At 64.3% G+C, this 21,731-nt stretch carries 23 protein-coding genes and 1 tRNA gene; 16 read left to right on the top strand and 8 right to left on the bottom strand.

Annotated features, from left to right (window positions below):
* Positions 1-81 precede the first annotated feature (81 nt).
* The 10 genes from ABEI27_RS12825 (at position 82) to ptsP (ending at position 10,058) form a co-directional block, all read left to right on the top strand.
* Complete coding sequence (locus tag ABEI27_RS12825) at positions 82-213, top strand: hypothetical protein (protein WP_375799798.1); 132 nt, start codon at positions 82-84, stop codon at positions 211-213.
* A gap of 157 nt (positions 214-370) precedes the next feature.
* A complete protein-coding gene (gene ilvB / locus ABEI27_RS12820; protein WP_375799797.1) occupies positions 371-2,128 on the top strand; it encodes a biosynthetic-type acetolactate synthase large subunit in 1,758 nt (585 codons plus the stop codon).
* Positions 2,125-2,820, top strand: coding sequence for an acetolactate synthase small subunit (ilvN, locus tag ABEI27_RS12815; protein WP_375799796.1), 696 nt, complete (start codon positions 2,125-2,127; stop codon positions 2,818-2,820). The genes ilvB and ilvN overlap by 4 nt, the downstream gene beginning before the upstream one ends.
* Positions 2,821-2,823: 3 nt before the next feature.
* Positions 2,824-3,867, top strand: a complete 1,044-nt coding sequence (ilvC, locus tag ABEI27_RS12810; protein ID WP_375799795.1) for a ketol-acid reductoisomerase — start codon at positions 2,824-2,826, stop codon at positions 3,865-3,867.
* A 1-nt stretch (position 3,868) separates the two neighbouring features.
* Positions 3,869-5,293, top strand: coding sequence for a 3-isopropylmalate dehydratase large subunit (gene leuC / locus ABEI27_RS12805; protein WP_375799794.1), 1,425 nt, complete (start codon positions 3,869-3,871; stop codon positions 5,291-5,293).
* Positions 5,293-5,901 carry a 3-isopropylmalate dehydratase small subunit gene (gene leuD, locus ABEI27_RS12800; RefSeq protein WP_375799793.1) on the top strand — a complete coding sequence of 203 codons (609 nt, stop codon included), beginning with the start codon at positions 5,293-5,295 and terminating at the stop codon, positions 5,899-5,901. The genes leuC and leuD overlap by 1 nt, the downstream gene beginning before the upstream one ends.
* Positions 5,898-6,878, top strand: coding sequence for a 3-isopropylmalate dehydrogenase (gene leuB, locus ABEI27_RS12795; protein ID WP_375799792.1), 981 nt, complete (start codon positions 5,898-5,900; stop codon positions 6,876-6,878). Before leuD ends, leuB begins: the two co-directional genes overlap by 4 nt.
* A 273-nt stretch (positions 6,879-7,151) precedes the next feature.
* Positions 7,152-7,925: an HTH-type transcriptional regulator GlpR gene (gene glpR / locus ABEI27_RS12790; protein ID WP_375799791.1), complete on the top strand. Its 774-nt coding sequence runs from the start codon at positions 7,152-7,154 to the stop codon at positions 7,923-7,925.
* 158 nt (positions 7,926-8,083) lie between these two features.
* Entirely contained in the window at positions 8,084-8,353 is a 270-nt protein-coding gene (locus ABEI27_RS12785; RefSeq protein ID WP_375799790.1) for an HPr family phosphocarrier protein, read from the top strand.
* Between the two features lie 4 nt (positions 8,354-8,357).
* Positions 8,358-10,058, top strand: coding sequence for a phosphoenolpyruvate--protein phosphotransferase (gene ptsP / locus ABEI27_RS12780; RefSeq protein ID WP_375799789.1), 1,701 nt, complete (start codon positions 8,358-8,360; stop codon positions 10,056-10,058).
* Positions 10,059-10,165: 107 nt separating this feature from the next.
* Here the strand turns inward: ptsP and ABEI27_RS12775 are convergent, their stop codons facing one another.
* Positions 10,166-10,963, bottom strand: coding sequence for a class I fructose-bisphosphate aldolase (locus ABEI27_RS12775; protein ID WP_375799788.1), 798 nt, complete (start codon positions 10,961-10,963; stop codon positions 10,166-10,168).
* Positions 10,964-11,253: 290 nt separating this feature from the next.
* On the opposite strand from ABEI27_RS12775, the gene ABEI27_RS12770 reads away from it, so the two are divergent.
* On the top strand, positions 11,254-11,403 hold the full coding sequence (locus ABEI27_RS12770; RefSeq protein WP_375799787.1) for a hypothetical protein: 150 nt from the start codon (positions 11,254-11,256) through the stop codon (positions 11,401-11,403).
* A gap of 102 nt (positions 11,404-11,505) precedes the next feature.
* Here ABEI27_RS12770 and ABEI27_RS12765 read toward each other — a convergent pair whose 3' ends face one another.
* The 7 genes from ABEI27_RS12765 to ABEI27_RS12735 form a co-directional block, all read right to left on the bottom strand.
* Complete coding sequence (locus tag ABEI27_RS12765; protein ID WP_375799786.1) at positions 11,506-11,745, bottom strand: TrmB family transcriptional regulator; 240 nt, start codon at positions 11,743-11,745, stop codon at positions 11,506-11,508.
* A gap of 202 nt (positions 11,746-11,947) precedes the next feature.
* Positions 11,948-12,041, bottom strand: a tRNA-Ser gene (locus tag ABEI27_RS12760).
* Positions 12,042-12,094: 53 nt separating this feature from the next.
* The gene (locus ABEI27_RS12755) at positions 12,095-13,933 is read right to left on the bottom strand and encodes an FAD-binding protein (RefSeq protein WP_375799785.1); all 1,839 of its coding nucleotides are present in this window, start codon (positions 13,931-13,933) and stop codon (positions 12,095-12,097) included.
* Between the two features lie 14 nt (positions 13,934-13,947).
* On the bottom strand, positions 13,948-14,832 hold the full coding sequence (locus ABEI27_RS12750) for a succinate dehydrogenase/fumarate reductase iron-sulfur subunit (protein ID WP_375799784.1): 885 nt from the start codon (positions 14,830-14,832) through the stop codon (positions 13,948-13,950).
* Positions 14,833-14,836: 4 nt separating this feature from the next.
* Positions 14,837-15,208, bottom strand: coding sequence for a succinate dehydrogenase hydrophobic membrane anchor subunit (locus tag ABEI27_RS12745; protein ID WP_375799783.1), 372 nt, complete (start codon positions 15,206-15,208; stop codon positions 14,837-14,839).
* A complete protein-coding gene (gene sdhC, locus ABEI27_RS12740) occupies positions 15,208-15,603 on the bottom strand; it encodes a succinate dehydrogenase, cytochrome b556 subunit (RefSeq protein ID WP_375799782.1) in 396 nt (131 codons plus the stop codon). The genes ABEI27_RS12745 and sdhC overlap by 1 nt, the downstream gene beginning before the upstream one ends.
* Before the next feature lie 123 nt (positions 15,604-15,726).
* The gene (locus ABEI27_RS12735; RefSeq protein ID WP_375799781.1) at positions 15,727-16,758 is read right to left on the bottom strand and encodes a succinylglutamate desuccinylase/aspartoacylase family protein; all 1,032 of its coding nucleotides are present in this window, start codon (positions 16,756-16,758) and stop codon (positions 15,727-15,729) included.
* A 119-nt stretch (positions 16,759-16,877) separates the two neighbouring features.
* Here ABEI27_RS12735 and ABEI27_RS12730 point away from each other — a divergent pair, with 119 nt between their 5' ends.
* From ABEI27_RS12730 to ABEI27_RS12710, 5 genes are all read left to right on the top strand, one after another.
* The gene (locus tag ABEI27_RS12730; protein ID WP_375799780.1) at positions 16,878-18,242 is read left to right on the top strand and encodes a RimK/LysX family protein; all 1,365 of its coding nucleotides are present in this window, start codon (positions 16,878-16,880) and stop codon (positions 18,240-18,242) included.
* 268 nt (positions 18,243-18,510) lie between these two features.
* Positions 18,511-19,485, top strand: a complete 975-nt coding sequence (locus ABEI27_RS12725) for a CopG family transcriptional regulator (protein ID WP_375799779.1) — start codon at positions 18,511-18,513, stop codon at positions 19,483-19,485.
* Complete coding sequence (locus ABEI27_RS12720; protein ID WP_375799778.1) at positions 19,482-20,051, top strand: hypothetical protein; 570 nt, start codon at positions 19,482-19,484, stop codon at positions 20,049-20,051. Before ABEI27_RS12725 ends, ABEI27_RS12720 begins: the two co-directional genes overlap by 4 nt.
* An 86-nt stretch (positions 20,052-20,137) precedes the next feature.
* Positions 20,138-21,307 carry a lycopene cyclase domain-containing protein gene (locus tag ABEI27_RS12715; protein ID WP_375799777.1) on the top strand — a complete coding sequence of 390 codons (1,170 nt, stop codon included), beginning with the start codon at positions 20,138-20,140 and terminating at the stop codon, positions 21,305-21,307.
* 57 nt (positions 21,308-21,364) lie between these two features.
* Positions 21,365-21,694 (top strand): transcription factor S, encoded by a 330-nt coding sequence (locus tag ABEI27_RS12710; RefSeq protein ID WP_375799776.1) that lies wholly within the window; start codon positions 21,365-21,367, stop codon positions 21,692-21,694.
* Positions 21,695-21,731: the final 37 nt, after the last annotated feature.

Genomic DNA, 21,731 nt, shown 5'->3' with positions numbered 1-21,731 from the left:
AGCCACGGGCGCGCCGCCGACCGCGGACCGGAACCGCGGCGCGAAACGTTCATAATGGGTCAGAAGAATCTGTGTGGTACGATGCGATCACCGCACACGACCGCCGGAGCCTACCGCTCTGGAGTGGTGGCTCCCGTCCGAACGGGGCGGTCGATCGGCGTCGAGAACGCCAGTCTCGACGTCGCTTCGCGGATCATTGTAGGGGCATCCTAGCCCCGTACACACCCGTCTTCGCTTCTCCGACCCAGTTCGCGCCCGCCGCCAGATCGACCACTGACCCCACTACCAGGCCAATGGAGCACACTGCTCGACAGACACCACGTCCGATGTATCGCACACGAACCGCAGTCACGCCCCGAGGTGAACACCGATGAGCAAACAGGAACAACCGCCCGAGACGGAACCCGAGTCGACAGAGAGCGACGACGCGAACAAGTCGCCGGTCACGACCGGTTCCGAATCGGTCGTTCGCGCCCTCGAAAACGAAGGCGTCGAGGCCGCCTTCGGCGTCCAGGGCGGGGCGATTATGCCCGTCTACGACGCACTGTATCACTCCGACATCCGCCACGTCACGATGGCGCACGAGCAGGGCGCGGCTCACGCGGCCGACGCGTTCAGCGTCGTTCGCAACGGACCGGGCGTCTGTCTCGCGACGTCGGGCCCGGGCGCGACGAACCTCGTCACCGGCATCGCCGACGCCAATATGGACTCAGACGGGGTGCTCGCACTCACCGGTCAGGTCCCGGCGGATATGGTCGGCTCCGACGCGTTCCAGGAGACCGACACTACGGGCGTGACCGCGCCGATTACGAAGCACAACTACTTCGCTGACGACCCCGACAGCGTCGGCGATGTCGTCGGCGAGGCGCTCGCACTCGCTGACGAAGGACGGCCGGGTCCGACGCTTGTCGACCTTCCGAAAGACGTGACGCTCGGCGAGACGGACGCCGGTCCAGGGCCGGCGACCCCGCCGGAGACCACACAACCGCAGTATGTCGCCGACGAAGAGAGCGTGCAGACAGCCGCCGACACGATTGAGGCCGCAGAGCGCCCGCTGCTGCTTTTCGGTGGCGGCGTGATCAAGGCCGACGCGACCGACGAGGCTCGCTCGTTCGCCTCCGAGTACGAGATCCCTGTCGTCACGACGATGCCGGGCATCGGCTCGTTCCCCGAAGACGACGACCTCTGCCTGTCGTGGGCGGGGATGCACGGTACGGGCTACGCTAATATGGCGATTACCCACACCGATCTCCTCATCGCGGTGGGGACGCGGTTCGACGACCGCCTTACCGGTGGGATCGACACGTTCGCTCCCGAGGCGGAGGTCATCCACATCGACATCGACCCCGCCGAGATCTCGAAGAACGTGCACGCCGACTATCCGCTCATCGGCGACGCGGGAATCGTTCTCGACCAACTGGACGACGCGATCGACGCTCCCCCGGAAGCCACAGCGTGGCGCGAGCAGTGTCTCACGTGGCAGGACGAGTACCCGATGGACTACGCGACGCCGGACGACGAACCGCTCAAGCCGCAGTTCGTCGTCGAGGTGCTCGACGAGGCGACCGAAGACGACACCATCGTCACGACTGGTGTCGGCCAACACCAGATGTGGGCGTCGCAGTACTGGGACTACACCGAACCGCGAACGTGGGTTTCCAGCCACGGTCTCGGCACGATGGGATACGGACTCCCCGCCGCCATCGGCGCGCGAATCGCGGCAGACGATGATCAGCAGGTGGTCTGCGTCGACGGCGACGGCTCGTTCCTGATGACGATTCAGGAACTCTCGGTCGCTGTCCGCGAGGACCTCGACATCACCGTCGCAGTCCTGAACAACGAGTACATCGGGATGGTCCGTCAGTGGCAGGACGCCTTCTTCGAGGGGCGTCGGATGGCCGCCGAGTACAACTGGTGTCCAGAGTTCGATATGCTCGCCGAGGCGTTCGGGGCGCGCGGGTGGCGCGTTGACGATTACGACGAGGTCGCAGACGTCGTCGAGGCAGCCCTCGAGTACGACGGACCGTCGGTCATCGACTTCCACATCGATCCGGCGGAGAACGTCTATCCGATGGTCCCCTCTGGCGGCGCGAACGGGAAATTCGCTCTCACGGAGGATCAACTATGAGTTCGGACGACTTCCACGCGACGGACGAATCAGACGAGGACCTGCCGAAACACGGCCTGAAAGGACCGGAACCCGAGGAACGACCGCATCCCGAGGGTCGGCGTAACTCACAGGGGATCCGCATCGATCCGGAGGCGGAGGCCGAACACGAACCGCGCCCCGCGGTCATCTCCGCCCTGGTTGAGAACGATCCCGGCGTCCTCTCGCGCGTTTCGGGCCTGTTCTCCCGGAGACAGTTCAACATCGAGAGCCTCACCGTCGGGCCGACTACCGTGGACAACCACTCGCGGATCACGCTGGTCGTCGAGGAACCCGAACCCGGGATCGACCAGATCGAGAAGCAACTCGCTAAACTAAAGCCCGTGATCTCCGTCGGTGAACTCGACGACGACGCCGTCCGGACCGAACTCGTCCTGCTGAAGATCGAGGGCGACGAACCCGACAAGGTCCACGCCATCACCGAGATGTACGACGGCCAGACGCTCGACGCCGGACCGAAGACCATCACGGTTCAACTCACCGGCGACGAACAGGAGATCGACGACGCGATCGACGCGTACCGCCAGTTCGGCATCATCGAGATCGCTCGGACAGGCTACACGGCGCTGGCGCGTGGCGATCAAGCGACCGTGCCGGGCGAAAAGCCGGGCACTGCAAACGAACCGACGCGGCCGAAGAACGCACAACGATAACATATGACAGACGAAAATTTGGACACGACAGTATACTACGACGACGACGCGGATCGCTCCGCCATCGAAGACAAGACGGTAGCCGTTCTCGGCTACGGCAGCCAGGGCCACGCCCACTCGCAGAACCTCTCTGAATCCGGAGTCGACGTGATTGTCGGTCTCCGAGAGAGTTCCTCCTCGCGTGAGGCCGCGAAGGCCGACGGACTGCGCGTCGCTACGCCTGCAGCGGCCGCCGCCGAGGCCGACATCGTCTCCGTGCTGGTCCCCGACACGGTCCAGCCTGCGGTGTTCGAGCAGATCGAGGACGGTCTGGAACCTGGCGACACGCTGCAGTTCGCCCACGGCTTCAACATCCACTACAACCAGATCCAGCCGCCCGAAAACGTCGACGTGACGATGGTCGCGCCGAAGTCGCCGGGACACCTCGTCCGCCGGAACTACGAGAACGGTGAGGGGACGCCCGGACTCCTGGCGGTCTATCAGGACGAGACGGGCGAGGCGAAAGAAGAGGCGCTCGCGTACGCATACGGCATCGGTTGCACCCGCGCCGGCGTCATCGAGACGACGTTCCGCGAGGAGACCGAGACCGACCTCTTCGGCGAGCAGGCGGTGCTCTGTGGTGGGATGACCGCGCTGGTGAAAGAGGGCTACGAGACGCTCGTCGACGCCGGCTACTCACCCGAGATGGCGTACTTCGAGTGCTTGAATGAGATGAAACTCATCGTCGATCTGATGTACGAGGGCGGCCTCTCGAATATGTGGGACTCGGTCTCCGACACCGCCGAGTACGGCGGCCTCTCCCGCGGCGACGACATCATCGACGATCACGCACGCGAAAAAATGGAACAGGTCCTCGAGGAGGTCCAAGACGGGACGTTCGCCCGGGAGTGGATCGCGGAGAACCAGGCCGGACGCCCCTCCTACACCCAATTGAAGCAAGCCGAAGAGACGCACCAGATCGAACAGGTCGGCGAACCGCTGCGCGACCTGTTCGCGTGGGGCGACGAGAGTGAACAAGAGGCCGCAGAGGCGGCTGCGGACGACTGAGATGAGCCAGAACACGCTGTACGACGACGTCTGGGAGAAGCACAAGGTAGCCGACCTGCCGAACGGACAGGATCAACTGTTCATCGGCCTGCACCTCGTCCACGAGGTGACGAGTCCGCAGGCGTTCGGAATGATCCGCGAGCGAGACATCGACGTCGCGTTCCCGGACCGGACGTTCGCGACGACGGACCACATCGTTCCGACGACGCCCGAGGGCCGCGAACGACCGCTGCAGGACGACCAGGCCGAGAATATGCTGCAGGCGCTCGAACGCAACACCTCCGAGAACGGCATCACGTTCTTTGGTCTCGACGGCGATAAACAGGGGATCACGCACGTGGTGGCCCCCGAACTCGGATTGAGTCAGCCCGGGATGACCGTCGCCTGCGGCGACTCTCACACCGCCACCCACGGCGCGTTCGGCTCGATCGGCGTCGGTATCGGCACCACGCAGATCAGGGACGTGCTGGCGACAGGCTGTATCGCAGCCGAGAAGCAGAAAGTCCGCCGGATCGACGTTTCGGGGTCGCTGGCCCCGGGCGTGTACGCGAAAGACGTGATCCTGAAGATCATCAAGGACCTCGGCGTCGACGGCGGCGTCGGCCACGTCTACGAGTACGGTGGCGAGGCCATCCGCGACCTCGATATGGAAGGTCGCCTCGCGATCTGCAATATGTCGATCGAGGGCGGCGCTCGCGCCGGCTACGTCAACCCCGACCAGACGACGTACGACTACCTAAAGGGCCGCGAGTACGCCCCCGACGACGACGAGTGGGACGAGTACGTGGAGTACTGGGACTCGATCCGCTCCGACGAGGACGCCGAGTACGACGACGTCGTCGAAATCGACGCCAACGGCCTCGCCCCGATGGTCACCTGGGGGATCAATCCCGGACAGGTCGGAACCATCGACGAGGAGATCCCCTCGCTGGACTCGTTGCCGGACGACACCGCCCGGAAAGCCGCACAGAAGGCCTTCGATCATATGGAAGTCGAACCCGGCCAGACGATGGAGGGCTACGACGTGGACGTGGCGTTCCTCGGCACCTGCACGAACGGCCGACTCTCGGACTTCCGAGAGGCCGCCCGCATCCTCGACGGACGGACAGTAGACGACGACGTGTGGGCGCTTGCTGTCCCCGGTTCCGAATCCGTTCGACAGCAGTGCGAGGCCGAGGACCTCGACGAGGTCTTCCGCGAGGCCGGCTTCGAGTGGCGGCGCGCGGGCTGTTCGATGTGTCTGGCGATGAACGACGACGCACTCGGCGCGGGCGAAGTCTGTGCGTCGTCCTCGAACCGGAACTTCATCGGCCGGCAGGGCGACAAGGACGGACGGACAGTGCTGATGTCCCCCGCGATGGTCGCCGCTGCGGCCGTCGAGGGCGAAGTGACAGACGTACGCGATTACCCGGAGGTTGGGAACTGATGGCAGTCCAAGACAAAATGGAGATCAGGCGGGTCGCCGGCACCGGCGTCCCGGTCCGCGGTAACGACATCGACACTGACCAGATTATGCCCGCCCGGTTTATGAAGGAAGTCACCTTCGAGAATATGGGCGAGTATGTCTTCTACGACGCCCGCCGGGACGACGAGGGCGACCCCAACGATCACCCATTCAACGAGTACAAGGGCGCGAACATTCTGGTCGTCAACAAGAACTTCGGCTGCGGATCCTCCCGTGAACACGCCCCGCAAGGGCTGATGCGCTGGGGCGTTCGCGGCGTCATCGGCGAGTCCTACGCGGAGATCTTCGAGGACAACTGCAAATCGCTGGGGATCCCGGCGATGACCGCCGACCAGGAGACCGTCCAGGAACTCCAGACGTTCATCGAGGAGAACCCAGAGGCAGGCTTGGAGATCGACGTCGAAGACGAACGCGTCGTCTACGACAACAAGGAGGTCGAGATCGACATCGACCACGCGATGAAGGAGGCCCTCGTCGAGGGGATCTGGGACACGACCGCGGTGATGCACTCTAATATGGACCGCGTCCGCGACACTGCGAACGCGCTCCCGTACGTCGAGGACCGATGACGGCGGAGATCGTCGTCATCGAAGGCGACGGTATCGGTCAGGAAGTCATTCCTGCGGCCGTGTCGGTCCTCGAGGCCGTCGCCGACTTCGAGTTCGTCGAGGCCGAGGCCGGCGACGCGGTGAAAGCCGAAACCGGTGAGGCGCTGCCGCAGGCGACATACGACACCGTCGCCGACGCCGACGCGACTCTGTTCGGCGCGGCGGGCGAGACGGCTGCCGACGTCATTCTCCCGCTTCGGGAAGCAGTCGGCTCGTTCGTCAACATCCGCCCGGCGCGGGCGTATCCGGGCGTCGACGCGGTCCGGCCGGAGACGGATCTGGTCTTCCTACGGGAGAACACCGAGGGCGTCTACTCGGGTCACGAGGACCGACTCTCCGGGGACCTCTCGACGTTGACGCGCGTCATCACGACATCCGCTTCCGAACAACTCGCGGAGTTCGCCTGCGAGTACGTGTCCGACCGCGGCGAGTCAGGCTTCCACGTCGCCCACAAGGCGAACGTGATGCGCGAGACCGATGGCCGCTTCCGCGACGCGGTCGTCGGCGTGGCCGAACGCGAAGGCGTCGAGACCGAGGAAGTCCTGATGGACGCCTTCGCGACGCGCATCTGTCTCGACCCCGGACAGTTCGACGTCGTCGTCTGTCCGAATCTCGCTGGCGACGTGCTCTCGGATCTGGCCGCCGGTCTCGTCGGCGGACTGGGACTGCTTCCCTCCGCGAACGTCGGGCCGAAGAACGCGCTCTTCGAACCCGTCCACGGAACGGCCCCCGACATCGCTGGTGAGGGTGTGGCCAACCCCTCGGCGGCGATTCTCTCGACATCGATGTTGCTTGAACACCTGGGACACGACGACGCGGCGGCGACCGTTCGAACGGCAGTCGAATCTGTTCTCGAATCGGGGCCCCGGACCCCGGATCTCGGCGGGGACGCGGGCACCGACGACGTCACCGCCGCCGTTCTCGATCGACTGGACTGAGACGCCGGTTCGGTTCTTCGGCCTGATTCAGTTCGGTATGGCTCTGTATCTTCGGCCCGATTCAGCTCGAGACGATGCTGTCCCGTTCGCTGTCTATAGATTCCTCTCACCGAGCAGAACTGCAATGTCGCAGCACCGCACCCCTCTCGCACGTGGACATCTGACAGGAACGATCGCCCGTCGTCGGGGACGAGCGAACGGACGGCAGCAGACCGCGCCGGACGAACACCAACCATTACGAGCAGACGGGTCGAACCGTCGAACGAAGACCGTATGCTCCCCGCTGAACGACAACGACGCATCGTCGAACTCGTCACGGCGGACAACGGCCGATCCGTTGAGAGCCTCGCCGAGGAACTGGGCTACTCGAAAGCGACCATCCGTCGCGATCTCCACGAACTGGCGGAGCGTGGCCGGATCGAGCGCTCACACGGCGGTGCGGTTCCAGTCACGAACGTCGGACACGAGGCGGCGTACGGACAGAAGGAGGTCAGAAACCTCGACGCGAAGCGCGCGATCGCCGGACGTGCAGTCGAGGAGATCGGCCACGGACACGTCGTGTTCTTCGACGCGGGGACGACGACGATGCAGGTCGCGGAGGCCGCTCCGGACGATGGATCGATGACGGCGGTGACGAACTCGCCAGAGATCGCGCTCGAACTCGGAGTGGAGGACAGAACGGTGAAACTTACTGGCGGGACGGTTCGCCCCCGCACGCGGTCGCTCGTGGGGCCGACCGCCGAGTCGTTTCTCGGTCGAATGAATTTCGATTTGCTGTTCCTGGGGGCGAACGCGATCGACGTCGAGACCGGACTGACGACGCCGAACGAGGACGAAGCGCGCGCGAAGGAACTGATGGTCCAGCGGGCGTCCCGGGTCGTCCTCGTCGCCGACAGCTCGAAAATCGGCGATCGCTCGTTCGTCACCTTCGCCGGCCTCGACGATGTCGATCTGTTCGTTACCGACGACGGTATCGCCGAACGGGACCGTGGGCGGTTCCAGGCCGAGGAAGTCGCGGTCGTTACCGCCGAACCGGATTGTTCGTGATCTTGCCCCGCGTAGGGACCCGACCGATTCCCCGAACGGCGAAAAACACTTACACATATAGCGCACCTCTGTAATCCACTGATGTATAGAGACTGCTCTGCGGCCGCTCGCCCGGGATCGTCGACGGCCGCTCCCCAGATCTGGGAGGCCGAGGACTGATGCCGGAACGAGTCGTGACTGTCGTCCCAGAGGACGGAATCCACGCGCGCCCCGCCTCGAAGTTCGTCGAGACGGCGACCGAATCCGACGCCGACGTCCAGGTCGGCCGTCCGGGCGAAGAACTCGTGAACGCGGCGAGTATGCTTTCTGTCACGGGACTCGACGTCGGCCCCGGCGAGGAGGTACAGGTGGTGGCCGAGGGCGACGGCGCGGAGACCGCCCTGGACCAACTGGAGCGGATTCTGCGAACGCCGGAAGACGAACTCTGAGGCAGTGACTGAACAACGGCTCTCTGGGACCGGTGTCACACCGCTCTCGGGAGTCGGTCGTGCGGTCTGGTATACGCCTGATCGGGGAGTCGGCGACTCGTACGACGACGAGTCGATGGACTCCGCCGTGGAACTGACGCGATTCGAGAACGCCCGGGAAGACGTCCGGGCAGCGATCGAGGCCGACCGCGAGCGCGCAGCCGAGCGGGTCGGCGAGTCAGAGGCGGCGGTTTTCGACGCGCACGTCCGGTTTCTCGAGGACCCGCAGGTGACAGCGGGGGTCGAAGACGAGATCGATAAAGGGGCCCCTGCAGAGCAGGCGGTCGATCGAACGTTCGCCGAATTCATCGACCAGTTCGAGGCGTCGGACGGGCGAATGAGCGAGCGGGCAGACGACCTTCGGGACGTTCGAGATCGTCTCGTCTGTGCGCTCTCGGGGGAGGGACGGTTCGATCTCGCCACGTTACCAGCCGGGAGTGTCATTCTGGCCGAACGGTTGACCCCGAGCGACACGGCCAAACTCGATCAAAGTCGCGTCGCCGGCTTTGCGACCGTCACCGGCGGTTCGACCTCGCACGCCGCGATTTTCGCTCGCTCGCTCGCGATTCCGGCCGTCGTCGGCGTCGGCGAACCGCTTCGCGATGTCGAGGCAGGGGCGCGTGTCGCCGTCGACGGCTCCGAGGACGCTGTCGTGATCGACCCGAGTGCAACGACCCGGAACGCGGCCGAACGCGACCACGAAACCGAGGTCTACGAGGCGACGGTCGCGACGACAGACGGGACCTCGATCGAGGTGGCGGCGAACGTCGGCACTGCCGCCGACCTCGACCCCGCAGTCGAGTACGGCGCCGACGGGATCGGGTTACTCCGGACGGAGTTCCTCTTTCTCGACCGGTCCGCACCACCGGACGGGGACGAGCAGTATCAGGCCTATCGTAGAGCGCTGGAGGCCTTCCCGGACGGTCGAGTCGTGATTCGGACGCTCGACGCCGGCGGCGACAAGCGCATCGACTTTCTCGATCTCCCTGACGAAGCGAATCCCTTTCTCGGAGAGCGCGGGGTCCGCCGCTCACTCGGCCCCGACGGAGGCCTCTTCGAGACGCAACTCAGAGCGCTGCTGCGGGCTGCGGCCGATGCCGAACGCGGAGCGGGCGACCTCTCGGTGATGCTTCCGTTCGTTACGACCGTCGGCGAGGTAACGACAGCACAGGAGACGCTATCGTCAATCGCGGCCGACCTGGATACCGACGACCGCGACCGCCCGGAGTTCGGCGTGATGGTCGAAACGCCGGCCGCGGCGTTACTTGCCAAAGACATCGTCGGCCACGTCGACTTCCTCAGTATCGGGACGAACGATCTCACACAGTACGTGATGGCCGTCGAGCGCGGCAACGAGCGGGTGGACGCACTCGCGGACGCCCGCCAACCGGCGGTGCTCAGGGCGATTCACGCGACCGTCGAGGCCGCCAACGGCGAAGACGCCTGGGTCGGTATGTGTGGCGAAATGGCGGGCGACCCGGATCTGACCGCGCTACTCGTCGGGCTCGGCCTCGACGAACTGAGTATGAGTCCAGTGTCGATTCCGGCGGTAAAACGGGCCGTGACCGAGGTGCAGGACGCCGCCGCGCGCGACCTCGCATCGCGTGCGCTCGACGCAAGCACCAGCGACGAGGTCGAGCGACTTCTCGAGGAGCACCGATCGTAACCGATCGCTGCGGGGACTGACAGTCCTTCCCGTACGGCAGGCTTGAGGAGTTCACTCCGGAGCGCGTTTGCAACAGAACAGTCAGTGCCCAACGGGTTATGAAGCGATTACTCGAAGACGACCGTTTCAAGTTCGTCCAGCAGCGGGACCGGATCATCGCGCTGGAAGATGTTTCGCCCGACTGCGAGGCCGTTTCCGCCGACTTCGACCGTCGAGCGTACGTCTTCGAGAAACGCCTCGTCGCTCCGCTTCGATCCCCCGCTCATGACCGTCTTTAGTCCGCTGACGGCGTCTTCGACCTGCTGCCAACCCGCCTGCGTGCCGGGGTATTTGCACTTCACCATATCGGCACCGAGTTCGAGTCCAAGGCGAGCGCCGTACGCGACGACGTCCGGGTCCTCCTGACCGGTGTAGTTGTCGTTCTCCTGGATCCCCTGACCGCGCGGATAACTCCACATAACCACGGGAATGCCGTACTTCCGCGAGGCTTCCTGCACGTCGCGGAACTCCGTCCACATCTCGTCTTCGTGGAGAGAGCCCCCGTACATCGTATAGCCGATTGCGTCGGCGTCGAGTTCTTCGACGGCATACTGCACCGAGCACTGCTTCGGGGAGTAGTAGTCGTCACGTTTCGCGAGGTTCGAGTTGCCGTTCAGTTTGACGAGCAACGGGGCACCGTCGTCGACGCCGTTTTCCATCTCCCAGGAGCGGTAGTACTCGGCATTGCCCTTCTGCAGTGCGATTGCCGTTACCGCACTGTGTCGTCCGACCTCGAAGACGTGCGTCGGGTCGGCGCTCGCTGGGAGCGGTTCGAAGTCGACGGGGCCGTGTTCCGTTCCGTGGTCGTAGGCGAGAATGAGCGAATTTCCGTTGTGAGTTATTGGGGAGTCGTCGATGTTTCTCATACCAGAACGTATCTCTGGCAAATGGTTTCAATTTACCGTCCCTCAAAATACCGGGGTCATTCGGCCTGCGACGGGCGGGCGCACCGAGGTGACGGACGCCCAAACGACATCGACCCCTGACCGACTGATCGGCGTCCAGCGGACTGGTCGTCTCTCAACAAGTCAGTTTTCGGCTGTCTGGCCGCGCCATATCCGGCGTTCCGCAATTGCCCCCGTGCAGTCAAGCGATCTTTTCGTGCCTGCACAGTTGCGACCGGGCGTTTAAGTTCCCTCATAGCGTGATTCCGCATATGCCACAGATCCACCTCGACGACGACACGGTCGCGCGGCTGGATTCTCTCCGGCGCGGGGAGGAGGACTACGACGAGATCGTCACCGAGCTCATCAACATCTACGAGGCCGAAGAACTGACCCTGTTCCGCACCGGCGACGAAGTGTAGGCGCTCTTTGCGGGGTCGGCGGCGCACGCGGTCGGGCGGTACGACGACCGAGACGGTTCACTACGGAAGAAAAACCGCCGTGCTCTCGGTCAGTTGCGCGACTCAGCAGAGTTCGTAGCGCTCTGCGTCCTGGTCGATGAGTTCTCGTTCACAAAGCGTCGAGAGAATACTGTACAGCGAGATTTTCTTCATATTCAGTGAGGATTCGAGTTCGGAGATCGTCGCTTCGCCGTGAGTTGAAAGGAATAGATAGACCAACTTCGCCCGTGGCGATTCGAGTTCAGTCGGCATCGACGGCGTTTCGAGACCGGCTGTCGGTCGTGAGGAAACTGTGTGCTGCATCGTTGTTATTCCAATCTTGTCTTCGACGATAATAAAACCCGCCTACAACGATTGTCGAAACAGGTAACACGTTGTTCGGGCGCGAGCGGCCCTCAGAAGACGGATTGAGGATTTTCGAACGAACGTTCATTCCGGTTTCGCGCTCGAATCGACCCACTCGTTTCGACTCCTGACGATATAGTGAGAGGGTATCACAGGGGAATGGAAGGGGCGGGAATCGAACCACGCGAAGCCGTAAGCCGGAGCGACCGTTCGACGGTCGCTGCCGAATTGCTCTACCACTGAGCCACCCTTCCGATTGAGGCTACGCGACCCCGCCGTATATGAATAACGGCAGAGGGCGTGGTCGTCAGTAGCTACGGATCTTCGGCTCGTAGCGCTTGTTCTCGCCTTCGAGGATGACCGGCTTGAACCACAGTTCGGGCGAGCCGCCGTTCCACGAGAGCAACGTGTGTCGCAGCCAGTCCTCGTCATTGCGCTCCTGGTACTCCTTCCGCCAGTGGGCACCACGGAACTCCTCGCGGGCGAGCGCACCGAGCGTGATCGCCTCCGCCAGGTCGATGATGTTCCGCGTCTCGATCGTGTGGAGCAGATCGGTGTTGAACGTCCGCGACTGGTCGGCGACGCCGACGTCTTCGTAGTCTTCGCGGGCCTCACGGATGTCCCGAAGCGCCTGCTTCAGACTGTCTTCCTCTCGGAAGACGTTGACCTGCTCCGTCATCGACTCCTGCACTTTCGAGCGGATCTCGGCGTGGTTCCGTCCGTCCTCGTTGTCGAGGAGCGACTCCACGCGTGCCATCGCCCGGTCGGTCGCGCGCTCGACCAGCTCGTCGGGCGCGAGGTTCGCGGTGGCTCCGCCGTCGGCGACCGCGTCCCCGGCACCGCCGGAGATGTCTCCCGGATCGACCGGCGTGTCGATGTCGCCAGCGTCCCACTCGCCGCGCTTGCCGGTCGGGATCTCGGCCGTCTTCATATCGCGGCCGGCGGCGTGGTGACCCGCGCGCGCCCCGAAGACGATCAGTTCCGGCAGCGCGTTCCCGCCGAGTCGGTTCGACCCGTGAACCGAGGCACACGCACACTCGCCGGCGGCGTACAGTCCGGAGACGCACGTCTCGCCGTTCTCGTCGGTCTCGATGCCGCCCATCGCATAGTGCTGCCCGGGCTTGACCGGCATCGGTTCCTCGAGCGGATTGACGCCCTCGAAGTCCTCCGAGAGGTGGATGATGTTCTCCAAGCGATCGACGATCCGTTCCTCGCCGAGGTGCCGCATATCCAGGTGGACGTACTCGTCTTCGATCCCGCGGCCCTCGTTGACCTCGGTCAGTTCCGCCCGGGAGACGACGTCCCGAGAGGCGAGTTCACCGTCGTTGTTGGCGTAGCCGTGCTCGAACATAAATCGCTCCCCCTCGGCATTATAAAGGATGCCGCCCTCGCCACGGACGCCCTCAGTGATCAGCACCCCGGTGGACGGGAGCGTCGTCGGGTGGAACTGGATGAACTCCATATCCTCGATCGGCACGCCGGCGCGGTAGGCCATCGCGACGCCGTCACCGGTGTTTGCGACGGCGTTCGTCGTGTGGTTGTACACCTGTCCGAGGCCACCCGTGGCGAGGATGACGCCGTCGCGGGCGCGGAAGCCCTCGATCGATCCCGACTGGATGTCATAGCCGACAACGCCGTGGCAGTCCCGTTCCTCGGGGTCGGGTTCGTCGCTCACCGCGAGGTCCAGGACGTACCACTCGTCGTAGACCTCGATCCCGCGCTTGACCAACTGTTCGTACATCGTGTGAAGCAGTTGGTGCCCCGTCTCTGCGCCCGCGTAGGTCGTCCGCGGGAACGAGAGGCCGCCGAACGGTCGCTGACTGACGGTGCCGTCGTCCTCTCTGGAGAAGGCCATCCCCCAGTGTTCGAGTTGGATGACCTCCTCGGGGCTGTCCTGCGCCAGCGTCTCGATGGCCGGCGCGTCGCCGAGGTAATCCGACCCCTTCATCGTGTCGTACGCGTGGTCCTGCCAGGAGTCGCCCTCCCGGAGCGCCGCGTTGATACCGCCCTCGGCCGCCCCGGTGTGGCTGCGCACCGGGTGTAGTTTCGAGACGATAGCCACGTCGGCCCCTTCTTCCTGTGCCGCGATGGCCGCCCGGAGCCCCGCGCCCCCGGCGCCCACCACGATGACGTCGTGTTCGTGCATAGTTGATCGTAGGGTTACCAAAACTTGAGATTGTTCTTGACCGCTTCGCGCTTGAGTTCCTGGATGTGTTCCGTGAGCGGAATGTCCTTCGGACAGACCTCCGTACAGGAGAACTGCGTCTGGCAGCGCCAGACACCGTGTTCCTGTTCGAGGATCTCGAGCCGCTGTTGTTTCATATCCTCGCCCTCGCGCTCGTCCATCGTGAAGCGATACGCCTTGTTGAGCGCGGCCGGGCCCAGATACTCGTTATCGCCGGCGGCGATATTACAGGAGGACATACACGCCCCACACCAGATACATCGCGTCGACATCTTCACCTTCTCGCGGTTCTCCCGGCTCTGCTTCTGCTCTTCGAGTTCACCTTCGGGGAGGTCGTTCGTCTGGAAGTACGGCTCGACGGCTTCCATCTGGTCGTAGAAGTGCTCCATATCCACGACCAGATCCTTCACGACCTCGGCGTGAGGCAGCGGTTCGATGCGGACCGGTTCTTCGAGATCCGCGAGTTGCGTCTTACAGCAGAGTCGCTGTTTCCCGTTGACGAACATCGCATCCGAGCCACAGATCGCCTGCCGGCAGGAGTGCCGGAACGTGAGGCTCGAATCGTACGTGTCGCGGGCGTACATCAGCGCGTCGAGGACGGTCATCCCCTTCTCGAAGGGAACGTGGAAGTCGTCGAAGCGCGGCTCTTTCTTCCCCGCAATCTCGGGGTCGTAGCGGAACACTTTCAGCTGGTACGTGTCCTCGCCGTCGAGGGCTTTCTCGGCGTCCTCCGCCTGGCCTTCGCCCTCTTCGGCGCGCTCGCGCTTCTTCTGTAGACGACGCTCTCGTGCCTGCGACGTCGGTTCGACCTCGGCGGCGGACGATTCCTCGTCGGCCTGTTCTGGAAGTTGCGTGCTCATTGTGTTAGATCGGGACGCCTCCGGCCCACGCGAGTGCGGTTCTGACACCCTGGACGATCAGGACGACGCTCGCGGCCCCGAGGACCACTTTGGTGGCGGTCTTCTGGGTCCCGGAGATGCCCTGGTTCACGAGGGCGTTGTAGACTCCGTTGACGCCGTGGAACGTCGCTGTCAGGAGAAAGAGGATCATCAGCGAGAAGTACGTGAGTTCCTGCATCCGCCCTTGCGACATCGCGAAGGTCACCTCGTCGGCGTGGTGCACGAAGTGCAGGAGGAAGAAGTGGAACGCCAACACGACCACGAGGAACGCGGCCGTAAGGCGTTGCCAGAGCCACCGGCGGCCGCCGCGCCGGAACGATGAGTATCGTTCGGCCATCAGCCGAACACCCCCGCGAGGAACGTCGGCACGCTCGCGACGACGATTGCGCCCGTCAGGAGCAGCGACGCGTAGAAGCTCTTGTCCTGAGACCCGAGTCCGATGCCGAGGTCGACGAACAGCAGTCGAAGCCCGTTCAGGATGTGGAAGACGGCGACAGCGAGGAGGCCGACTTCCAGAAGTCGGACGACGAGTAAACTCTCCAGCGACTGGATAGTCGTCGTGTACGCATCCGGGCTCGTCAGCGCCGTCGACAGCACGGCAATGTGAGTGAAGAGATAGCCCACGAGCACCCAGCCCGTGAACTTGTGGAACACCCAGGCCCACATTCCGGCCGAGAACTCCCGCCAGCGACCGAAGTCCTCGATGAGGCCCCGATTGTAAGACTGACTCATACTCTTGTGAACCTGTGGACGGACCCACTATAGACCTTACGTGTACGGGGCCCTCTCAGGTCCGACAATTCTCCGAGCACGCGGCACTCTCGCCGGAACTCTGGCCCACCGAGTCGGTTCGCACTAGAGGCTGGTGACCGGCGCAGTGTCACCCGACTGGACCCGCTCGACGACCGCCTGCACGCTCGGCTCGAGTTCGACGAGGTGACACAGGGGGTTCCCCGGATAGACGACCGGGTTTTCGAGGACGCCGACGAGCAGCCCAGTGAACGGTGCTTCGACCGCGACGTTGTCGCTCTTGAACGGGTCGGTGAGCGTGCAGATCCGCTCGCCTTCCTCCACCAGCGACCCGCGGTCGGCGTGCATATCGACGATCCCACCCGCGTCCGCGCGAATCCACGTCTTCTCATTCCCGTCGTCGATGACGGTTCGCCATCCCGGCCAGCGAACAGCCGAGGACTCTCGGAATCCGTACTCGGCGAAGACGCTTTCGACGCCCCGGAGCGCCTCGTCGATCAGGCCGCGCTGAAACCGGTGGGCCTCACCCATCTCGATTGTCACGGTGGGGACGCCCACTGCGGCCGCCTCGGTCCGGAGCATCCCGCTCGACCCCTCGCTGTCGATGATGACGTTCGACCCGAAGGCCCGCGCCAGGCGTGCCACGTCCGTGTCGGACATATCCGCCCGGACGTGCAACATATTCGTTCGCCCGCGGGTAGAGGTGTGAAAGTCCAGGCCGTAATCGCAGGGCTTGATGAAATTCTCGAAGATCCTCGCGGCCATCCGTCTGGCGCTGGTGGAGTCCTCGTGACCGGGGAACGAGCGGTTCAGATCCCGATCGTAAATCGGCAGGTAGCGTTGCTGGGCCAGGAACCCCGGAACGTTGAGGACCGGCAGACAGACCAGCGTCCCCGCCAACTCCGAGAGGTCCCACTCGTGGGCCACCTCGCGGACGACCTCGATTCCGTTGAGTTCGTCTCCGTGAGCCGCCGCCGAGAGGAATATCCTGGGCCCCGAGCGTTCGCCGTTGATGATCGTCACGGGGATACGAACCGGGTCCCCGAGGTAGGTCTCGCTGATTCCGTACCGGACGTTCTGCCGCTCGCCCTGACGGACCTTCCCGCCGTCGTACGTGAAGGTCCCGTCGCTGCTCATACCCGCCATCAGATACCCGACTTCTTAAACGCTCGTACCGCCACCTCCATCACTCGAACTGCCCCGGAACTCGACTCGTACCGGCACCTCTTTGCTCGCCTGGTGACACACGATTGTATATGTCTGCCTCCACGGAGGACGACCCCGTCCGAGTCGGCGTCCTCTCGCTGCACAACAGCAAAGAGACGAAGGCTATTCTCAACGCCGTCGACGATCTGGGGCACGACGGGATCTGGCTTCGCCGCGAGAACACCGCGGTGTCTGTCGAGGATGGGGACGTCACAATCGAACCCGAGGTCGACATCGTCGCAAACCGGTTGCTGCTCTCGAACACCGAGGAACCGGCCGAACTGCTCGGACTGGCGACCACCTTCGAGCGAATCCGCCCGATGCTGAACGATCCCGCCGCCGTCCTCACCGCGGTCCACAAGTTCGCAACGGCGGCGACGCTCGCCAACTGGAACATTAGGGTGCCCGACGCGCTGCTGGCTCTGTCGAACAACCGCCTGAACCAGAGCCGTGAGCGGTTCGGGGACGTGGGCGTCTACAAGTCCGCGATCGGCACCCACGGCGGAGGGACCTGGAAGGTCGATCTCACGGACCCCGTGAACCCGAAGGTCGGCAATCGTCAGGCGTTCCTTCAGGACCTCATCGACCGCGACGATCAGAAACACCGCGACCTCCGGGTGTACGTCGTCGATGGACAGGTCATCGGCGCGATGTACCGGTACGCACCGGAGGGAGAGTGGCGAACCAACGTTGCGCTCGGCGGCGACGTTCTCAACGCCACCGACGATATGCCGACGAAGGCGCGCGAGACCGCCCTCTACGCGACAGAAGTGATGGGGCTGGACTACGTCGGTGTCGACCTCATCGAGGGCGAGGACGGCTGGTTCGTTCTCGAGGTCAATCCCACTGCCGGGTTCCGCGGCCTCCACCGTGCGACCGGGCAGAGCCCCGCGCCCTACATCGCCAAACTCGCAATCGAGCAGGTGGGCGGCGAGGTCGACGACGACCGGGTGGAAGAACTGTCCGCGACGCTCGACGACTCCCGGCCCGCGGGAATGCCGCGCACCGACGCCGGATCGGCCGGAGAGCGTCCGACGATCGGATACATCGAGGAAGTCGTCGTCTCCGGGACCAGCGGGTCGACGCAGGCGCTCGCGAAGTCCGACACCGGCGCGACCCGCACGAGCATCGACACGTCGCTGGCGGCCGAAATCGGCGCAGGACCGATCAAGAGTATGACGCGGGTTCGATCCGGGTCGGTGAAGTCCGGAAAGGCCCGACCGGTGGTCGACCTCGTGATCGGCATCGGCGGCACCCAGCACACCGTGACGGGGAGCGTTGAGGACCGCTCACATATGGAGTACCCGCTCCTCCTGGGCCGCGACATCCTCCAACATTATCAGGTCGACGTCACACGCCGAACCGATCATCCCGGAGCCGACGGCGCTGACCGGGAAGAGGAGTATCTGGAGTAACGCTCGGGACGTTCGGCTCCCGAACGCGGTCTCCGAGGGTCAGCCGTAATCGCCCCGCCCGACGGATCAGGAGGCGAACTGTGGTGAGCAGTCAGATTGTTCAGTCGAGTGGCACAGCGGGACGGTTCCACAGGTTCAAAAGTCGGTCGATCGCCGGACACCGGCGACCGTGGTCGGCAGATTTCACCACTGTGTCCGGATGGAATCAGTTCTCATTTCCGAAATCGGGCGCACATTCTTAAGTTAAGAGGGCCCAACCCTTGCGTAGATGGCCAAGGAGCAGGCCGATGGACTGCCCGAGAAACTCGACGCCTGGGTGGCAGAGCGAGCGACTGCAACGGGCGAGTCGCGTCAGGAGGTGCTCCGCCAACTGCTCGCAGCACACCGGTTACTCGACGAGCATCCCGAACTGCTCGACGGCGACGAGTCGGCTGACGACGTTGCCGTCGACGGCGCGTTGGAGATTGCGTCAGGGTCGCTTGCGGCGGAGATCAACAGCATCGAGTCTCGCGTGGCTGCGCTCGAAGCCGACCTCGACGAGCAGATCGCCGACGTCCGCGACCGGGTGATTCAGGTCAAGCGTGAGGCCGACGCGAAGGCACCGGTCGATCACGATCACCCGGAACTGGACCGCCGGATGACCGAGGGCTTCGAGAACTACGAGGAGATTCTGACCCATCTGACGGACGCCACGGAGGACCACAATCATAAACTGAGCCGGCTGGCTGGAACCATCGTCGATCTGCGCGATCGACTCACCGAACTCGAACAACGGTCGAACGAGCGGTCCGCAGCCGCCGAGTTACGACGCGAGGCCAACCGACACGGAATCGTGGCCGCAGAGTGCGAATCCTGCGGCGAAACCGTCCGACTCGGACTACTCGACAGTCCGCGTTGTCCCCACTGTGAGGCCACGTTCGAGGAAGTCGACCCCAAGCGTGGCTTCTTTGGGTCCAATACGCTCACCGTCGGACAGCGTCCGGCGCTTGTCGCAGCGGACTCGACACCGACCGACGAAGGGTCCCCGGTCGAGCAGGTTGCAGACGGGGAATCGGCCGAATCCGGTGAGCAGGAGGAGTCCACGAAAGACGACGAACCCGCAGACAGGGCAACTGCAGAAGCCAAGGCCCCGTTCACGTTCGACCAGCAGACAGTGGCGGACGACCCGCCCGAGTCAGAACGCGACGACGAACGTGACCACGGGATCGATCCCGACGGGAGAACGGGGGCGACCGATCGATGAGTGACGAGCCGAACGGGTCGGATCCGACGCTCCCGAGCGACCCGAATGACGGCGACGACGATGCGTCCGAATCTCACGTCGACGACGTGTCCGATCGTCGCCTCGACGAGCAAGAATCCGAATACGAAGCCCCGTCGGAAGCGGCACCGCTCGCCGACCTGGCGGAACGCGTCTCGGAGCGTCACGGGGAGCCAAACACCACGCGGGGTGCAATGTCAGTCAACGAAACCGAGGGGGACGGCCCGACGGCCGACGTTGAGGAGGGGCCGTTCGAGGAGGTGTCCGTGGGCGACATCGACGAAGAGGAGCTGTGGGCGTCGCTTGAGGAGTCCGACGAGCCGACGGCCGCAATCGGGGCGGACGCATCCGCCGAGGCGGTGACGCCGGACGCCGGTCCGTCCGTGGAAGCGACCGAACACGTCGTCGCCAAGGAAGTATACTGCCAGCGGTGTCCACACCTCGACGACCCGCCGGACCTGGCGTGCACTCACTCGGGGACCGAAATCGTGGCGGTCACCGACTCCGATCACTTCCGAGTGCGGAACTGCCCGATGGTCGACGAGTGATTCGGGGTCCGTCCGGCCCCGGGGGTTTCGCTGATCTGATCGGGCAATCACCGAACGCTTTTGCTCCTATAGGCACATCATATTATATGTCGTTCGCTCGCCGGGGGGACGACGTGCGGGCCGAACTCGGGGCCCTCGCTTCGCAGGTTCACCCGGTGTTTATGATGCCGCCGCTTGCCTCCAGTGCATTCGGCGCGCTGCTCGCGGGGACCGTCGCACCGGCGCCGCTCGTCCTCCACGCTTTCGCGGCGTTCTTCGCCGTATACACTGCACACCTGAAAGACGGCTACGTCGACTTCTACGTCCGCGACGAGGACGACGATCACCCAATGACTGAGACCGGTTGTCGGCGCGCCATTCTGCTTGCGACGCTCGGCTTCGCGGGGGTGACAGTCGCAATCGGGTCGCTCGTTGGCCTCGTGGCTGCGGTACTCACCGTTCCGATGTGGCTGCTTGGCTTCCTTCACGCACCGCAGTTCGACACCCACCCGGTGACGACGACCCTGGGGTATCCCCTGGGTATCGGGCTCGCCATCCTCGGCGGGTATGCCGCCCAGACCGGTCAGATCGCTGTCCGCCCGCTCGCGTTCTCGCTGGTCTTTCTCGTGATTCTGGCCGGGGTGAAGATCGTCGACGACTCCCAGGACTACGCGTACGATCGCTCAATCGGCAAGCGGACGGTCGCCGTCGCGCTGGGGCAAACGCGCGCCCGTAGACTGGCGTACGCCCTCTTCTACGCCGGTGGGACCCTGGTCGTGATTTTCAGCGTCTCGAGCATATTCCCGGCTGCGGCGTCGCTGGCGGTGGTCGCGTTCGCCGCCGTCGTCCTGTTCGCTGATCGGGCCGGAGCGACGGTAGCGACGATGCTGCTCGTCCGGGGGACGTACGTCTTTCTCGCGTTCCTCGTCGCTGCCGTCTGGTACCGCCCGCTTGTCGGGGTCCCGCTTCCGGACATCGGCGTGCTCGGTCCGTTCACGTATCTCGCGACCGAATTCGTGTTCGGCCTGTTCGCGCTCGCGTTGCTACTCCGCGCCAAGGCGCTCGTCCGCGCAGGGGTGACGGTGCTGGCGCTCTATCCGCTCGCGTACGTTTGGGACTGGTACACGCTCACGGTCGGCGTGTTCGCGATCCGCCTGCGAACCGGGGTGGACCTGTTCGGCATTCCGATCGAGGAACACCTGTTTATGATCGTGGTCCCGGCACTGGTGATCGGATTGCACGAGACGCTGCACGGTCATCTTCGACCGGAAGCGTGACCGCAGACGACGACCGTCCCGAGAGACACTTGTGTCTCGGTGCGGAAGGGTCGGTAAATGCAGTTCTGCGACGAGTGCGGCTCGATGATGGTTTCGAAAGACGGAGAGATGGTCTGCACCAACGAGGACTGCGACGCGCGTGCCGCACAGGATCAGGAACTGGCCGAACAGTTCGTTTCGACCGAGTCCCAGACCGACGGCGACGTCATCGAGACGACCGAGGACGCGAACTTCGAGGGCAAGCCAACGGCCACCGACGTGACCTGCGATCAGTGTGGCAACGGCGAAGCGTGGTACACGATCAAACAGACCGGGTCGGCCGACGAGCCGCCGACGCGTTTCTTCAAGTGCACCGAGTGCGGCCACCGCTGGCGGGGGTACAACTGACCCGTCGGAGTGATCCGAACGGGGGATTATTACTCCC

Origin of the sequence: Halobellus sp. (assembly GCF_042218505.1) — an archaeon.
Taxonomy (GTDB): domain Archaea; phylum Halobacteriota; class Halobacteria; order Halobacteriales; family Haloferacaceae; genus Haloquadratum.
This window is presented reverse-complemented; position numbering and strand designations above follow the sequence as displayed.

Bases quoted from the DNA above. Each gene is read 5' to 3' on its own strand.
- ilvB (WP_375799797.1), top strand. From the start codon at position 371: ATGAGCAAACAGGAACAACCGCCCGAGACGGAACCCGAGTCGACAGAG.
- ABEI27_RS12720 (WP_375799778.1), top strand. From the start codon at position 19,482: ATGAGTGACGAGCCGAACGGGTCGGATCCGACGCTCCCGAGCGACCCG.
- leuD (WP_375799793.1), top strand. From the start codon at position 5,293: ATGGCAGTCCAAGACAAAATGGAGATCAGGCGGGTCGCCGGCACCGGC.
- leuB (WP_375799792.1), top strand. From the start codon at position 5,898: ATGACGGCGGAGATCGTCGTCATCGAAGGCGACGGTATCGGTCAGGAA.
- ABEI27_RS12765 (WP_375799786.1), bottom strand. From the start codon at position 11,745: ATGCAGCACACAGTTTCCTCACGACCGACAGCCGGTCTCGAAACGCCG.
- sdhC (WP_375799782.1), bottom strand. From the start codon at position 15,603: ATGAGTCAGTCTTACAATCGGGGCCTCATCGAGGACTTCGGTCGCTGG.
- ABEI27_RS12715 (WP_375799777.1), top strand. From the start codon at position 20,138: ATGTCGTTCGCTCGCCGGGGGGACGACGTGCGGGCCGAACTCGGGGCC.
- ABEI27_RS12725 (WP_375799779.1), top strand. From the start codon at position 18,511: ATGGCCAAGGAGCAGGCCGATGGACTGCCCGAGAAACTCGACGCCTGG.
- ABEI27_RS12735 (WP_375799781.1), bottom strand. From the start codon at position 16,758: ATGAGCAGCGACGGGACCTTCACGTACGACGGCGGGAAGGTCCGTCAG.
- leuC (WP_375799794.1), top strand. From the start codon at position 3,869: ATGAGCCAGAACACGCTGTACGACGACGTCTGGGAGAAGCACAAGGTA.
- ABEI27_RS12785 (WP_375799790.1), top strand. From the start codon at position 8,084: ATGCCGGAACGAGTCGTGACTGTCGTCCCAGAGGACGGAATCCACGCG.
- ABEI27_RS12750 (WP_375799784.1), bottom strand. From the start codon at position 14,832: ATGAGCACGCAACTTCCAGAACAGGCCGACGAGGAATCGTCCGCCGCC.
- ABEI27_RS12775 (WP_375799788.1), bottom strand. From the start codon at position 10,963: ATGAGAAACATCGACGACTCCCCAATAACTCACAACGGAAATTCGCTC.
- ilvC (WP_375799795.1), top strand. From the start codon at position 2,824: ATGACAGACGAAAATTTGGACACGACAGTATACTACGACGACGACGCG.
- ABEI27_RS12770 (WP_375799787.1), top strand. From the start codon at position 11,254: ATGCCACAGATCCACCTCGACGACGACACGGTCGCGCGGCTGGATTCT.
- ABEI27_RS12825 (WP_375799798.1), top strand. From the start codon at position 82: ATGCGATCACCGCACACGACCGCCGGAGCCTACCGCTCTGGAGTGGTG.
- ABEI27_RS12755 (WP_375799785.1), bottom strand. From the start codon at position 13,933: ATGCACGAACACGACGTCATCGTGGTGGGCGCCGGGGGCGCGGGGCTC.
- ABEI27_RS12745 (WP_375799783.1), bottom strand. From the start codon at position 15,208: ATGGCCGAACGATACTCATCGTTCCGGCGCGGCGGCCGCCGGTGGCTC.
- ABEI27_RS12730 (WP_375799780.1), top strand. From the start codon at position 16,878: ATGTCTGCCTCCACGGAGGACGACCCCGTCCGAGTCGGCGTCCTCTCG.
- ABEI27_RS12710 (WP_375799776.1), top strand. From the start codon at position 21,365: ATGCAGTTCTGCGACGAGTGCGGCTCGATGATGGTTTCGAAAGACGGA.
- glpR (WP_375799791.1), top strand. From the start codon at position 7,152: ATGCTCCCCGCTGAACGACAACGACGCATCGTCGAACTCGTCACGGCG.
- ilvN (WP_375799796.1), top strand. From the start codon at position 2,125: ATGAGTTCGGACGACTTCCACGCGACGGACGAATCAGACGAGGACCTG.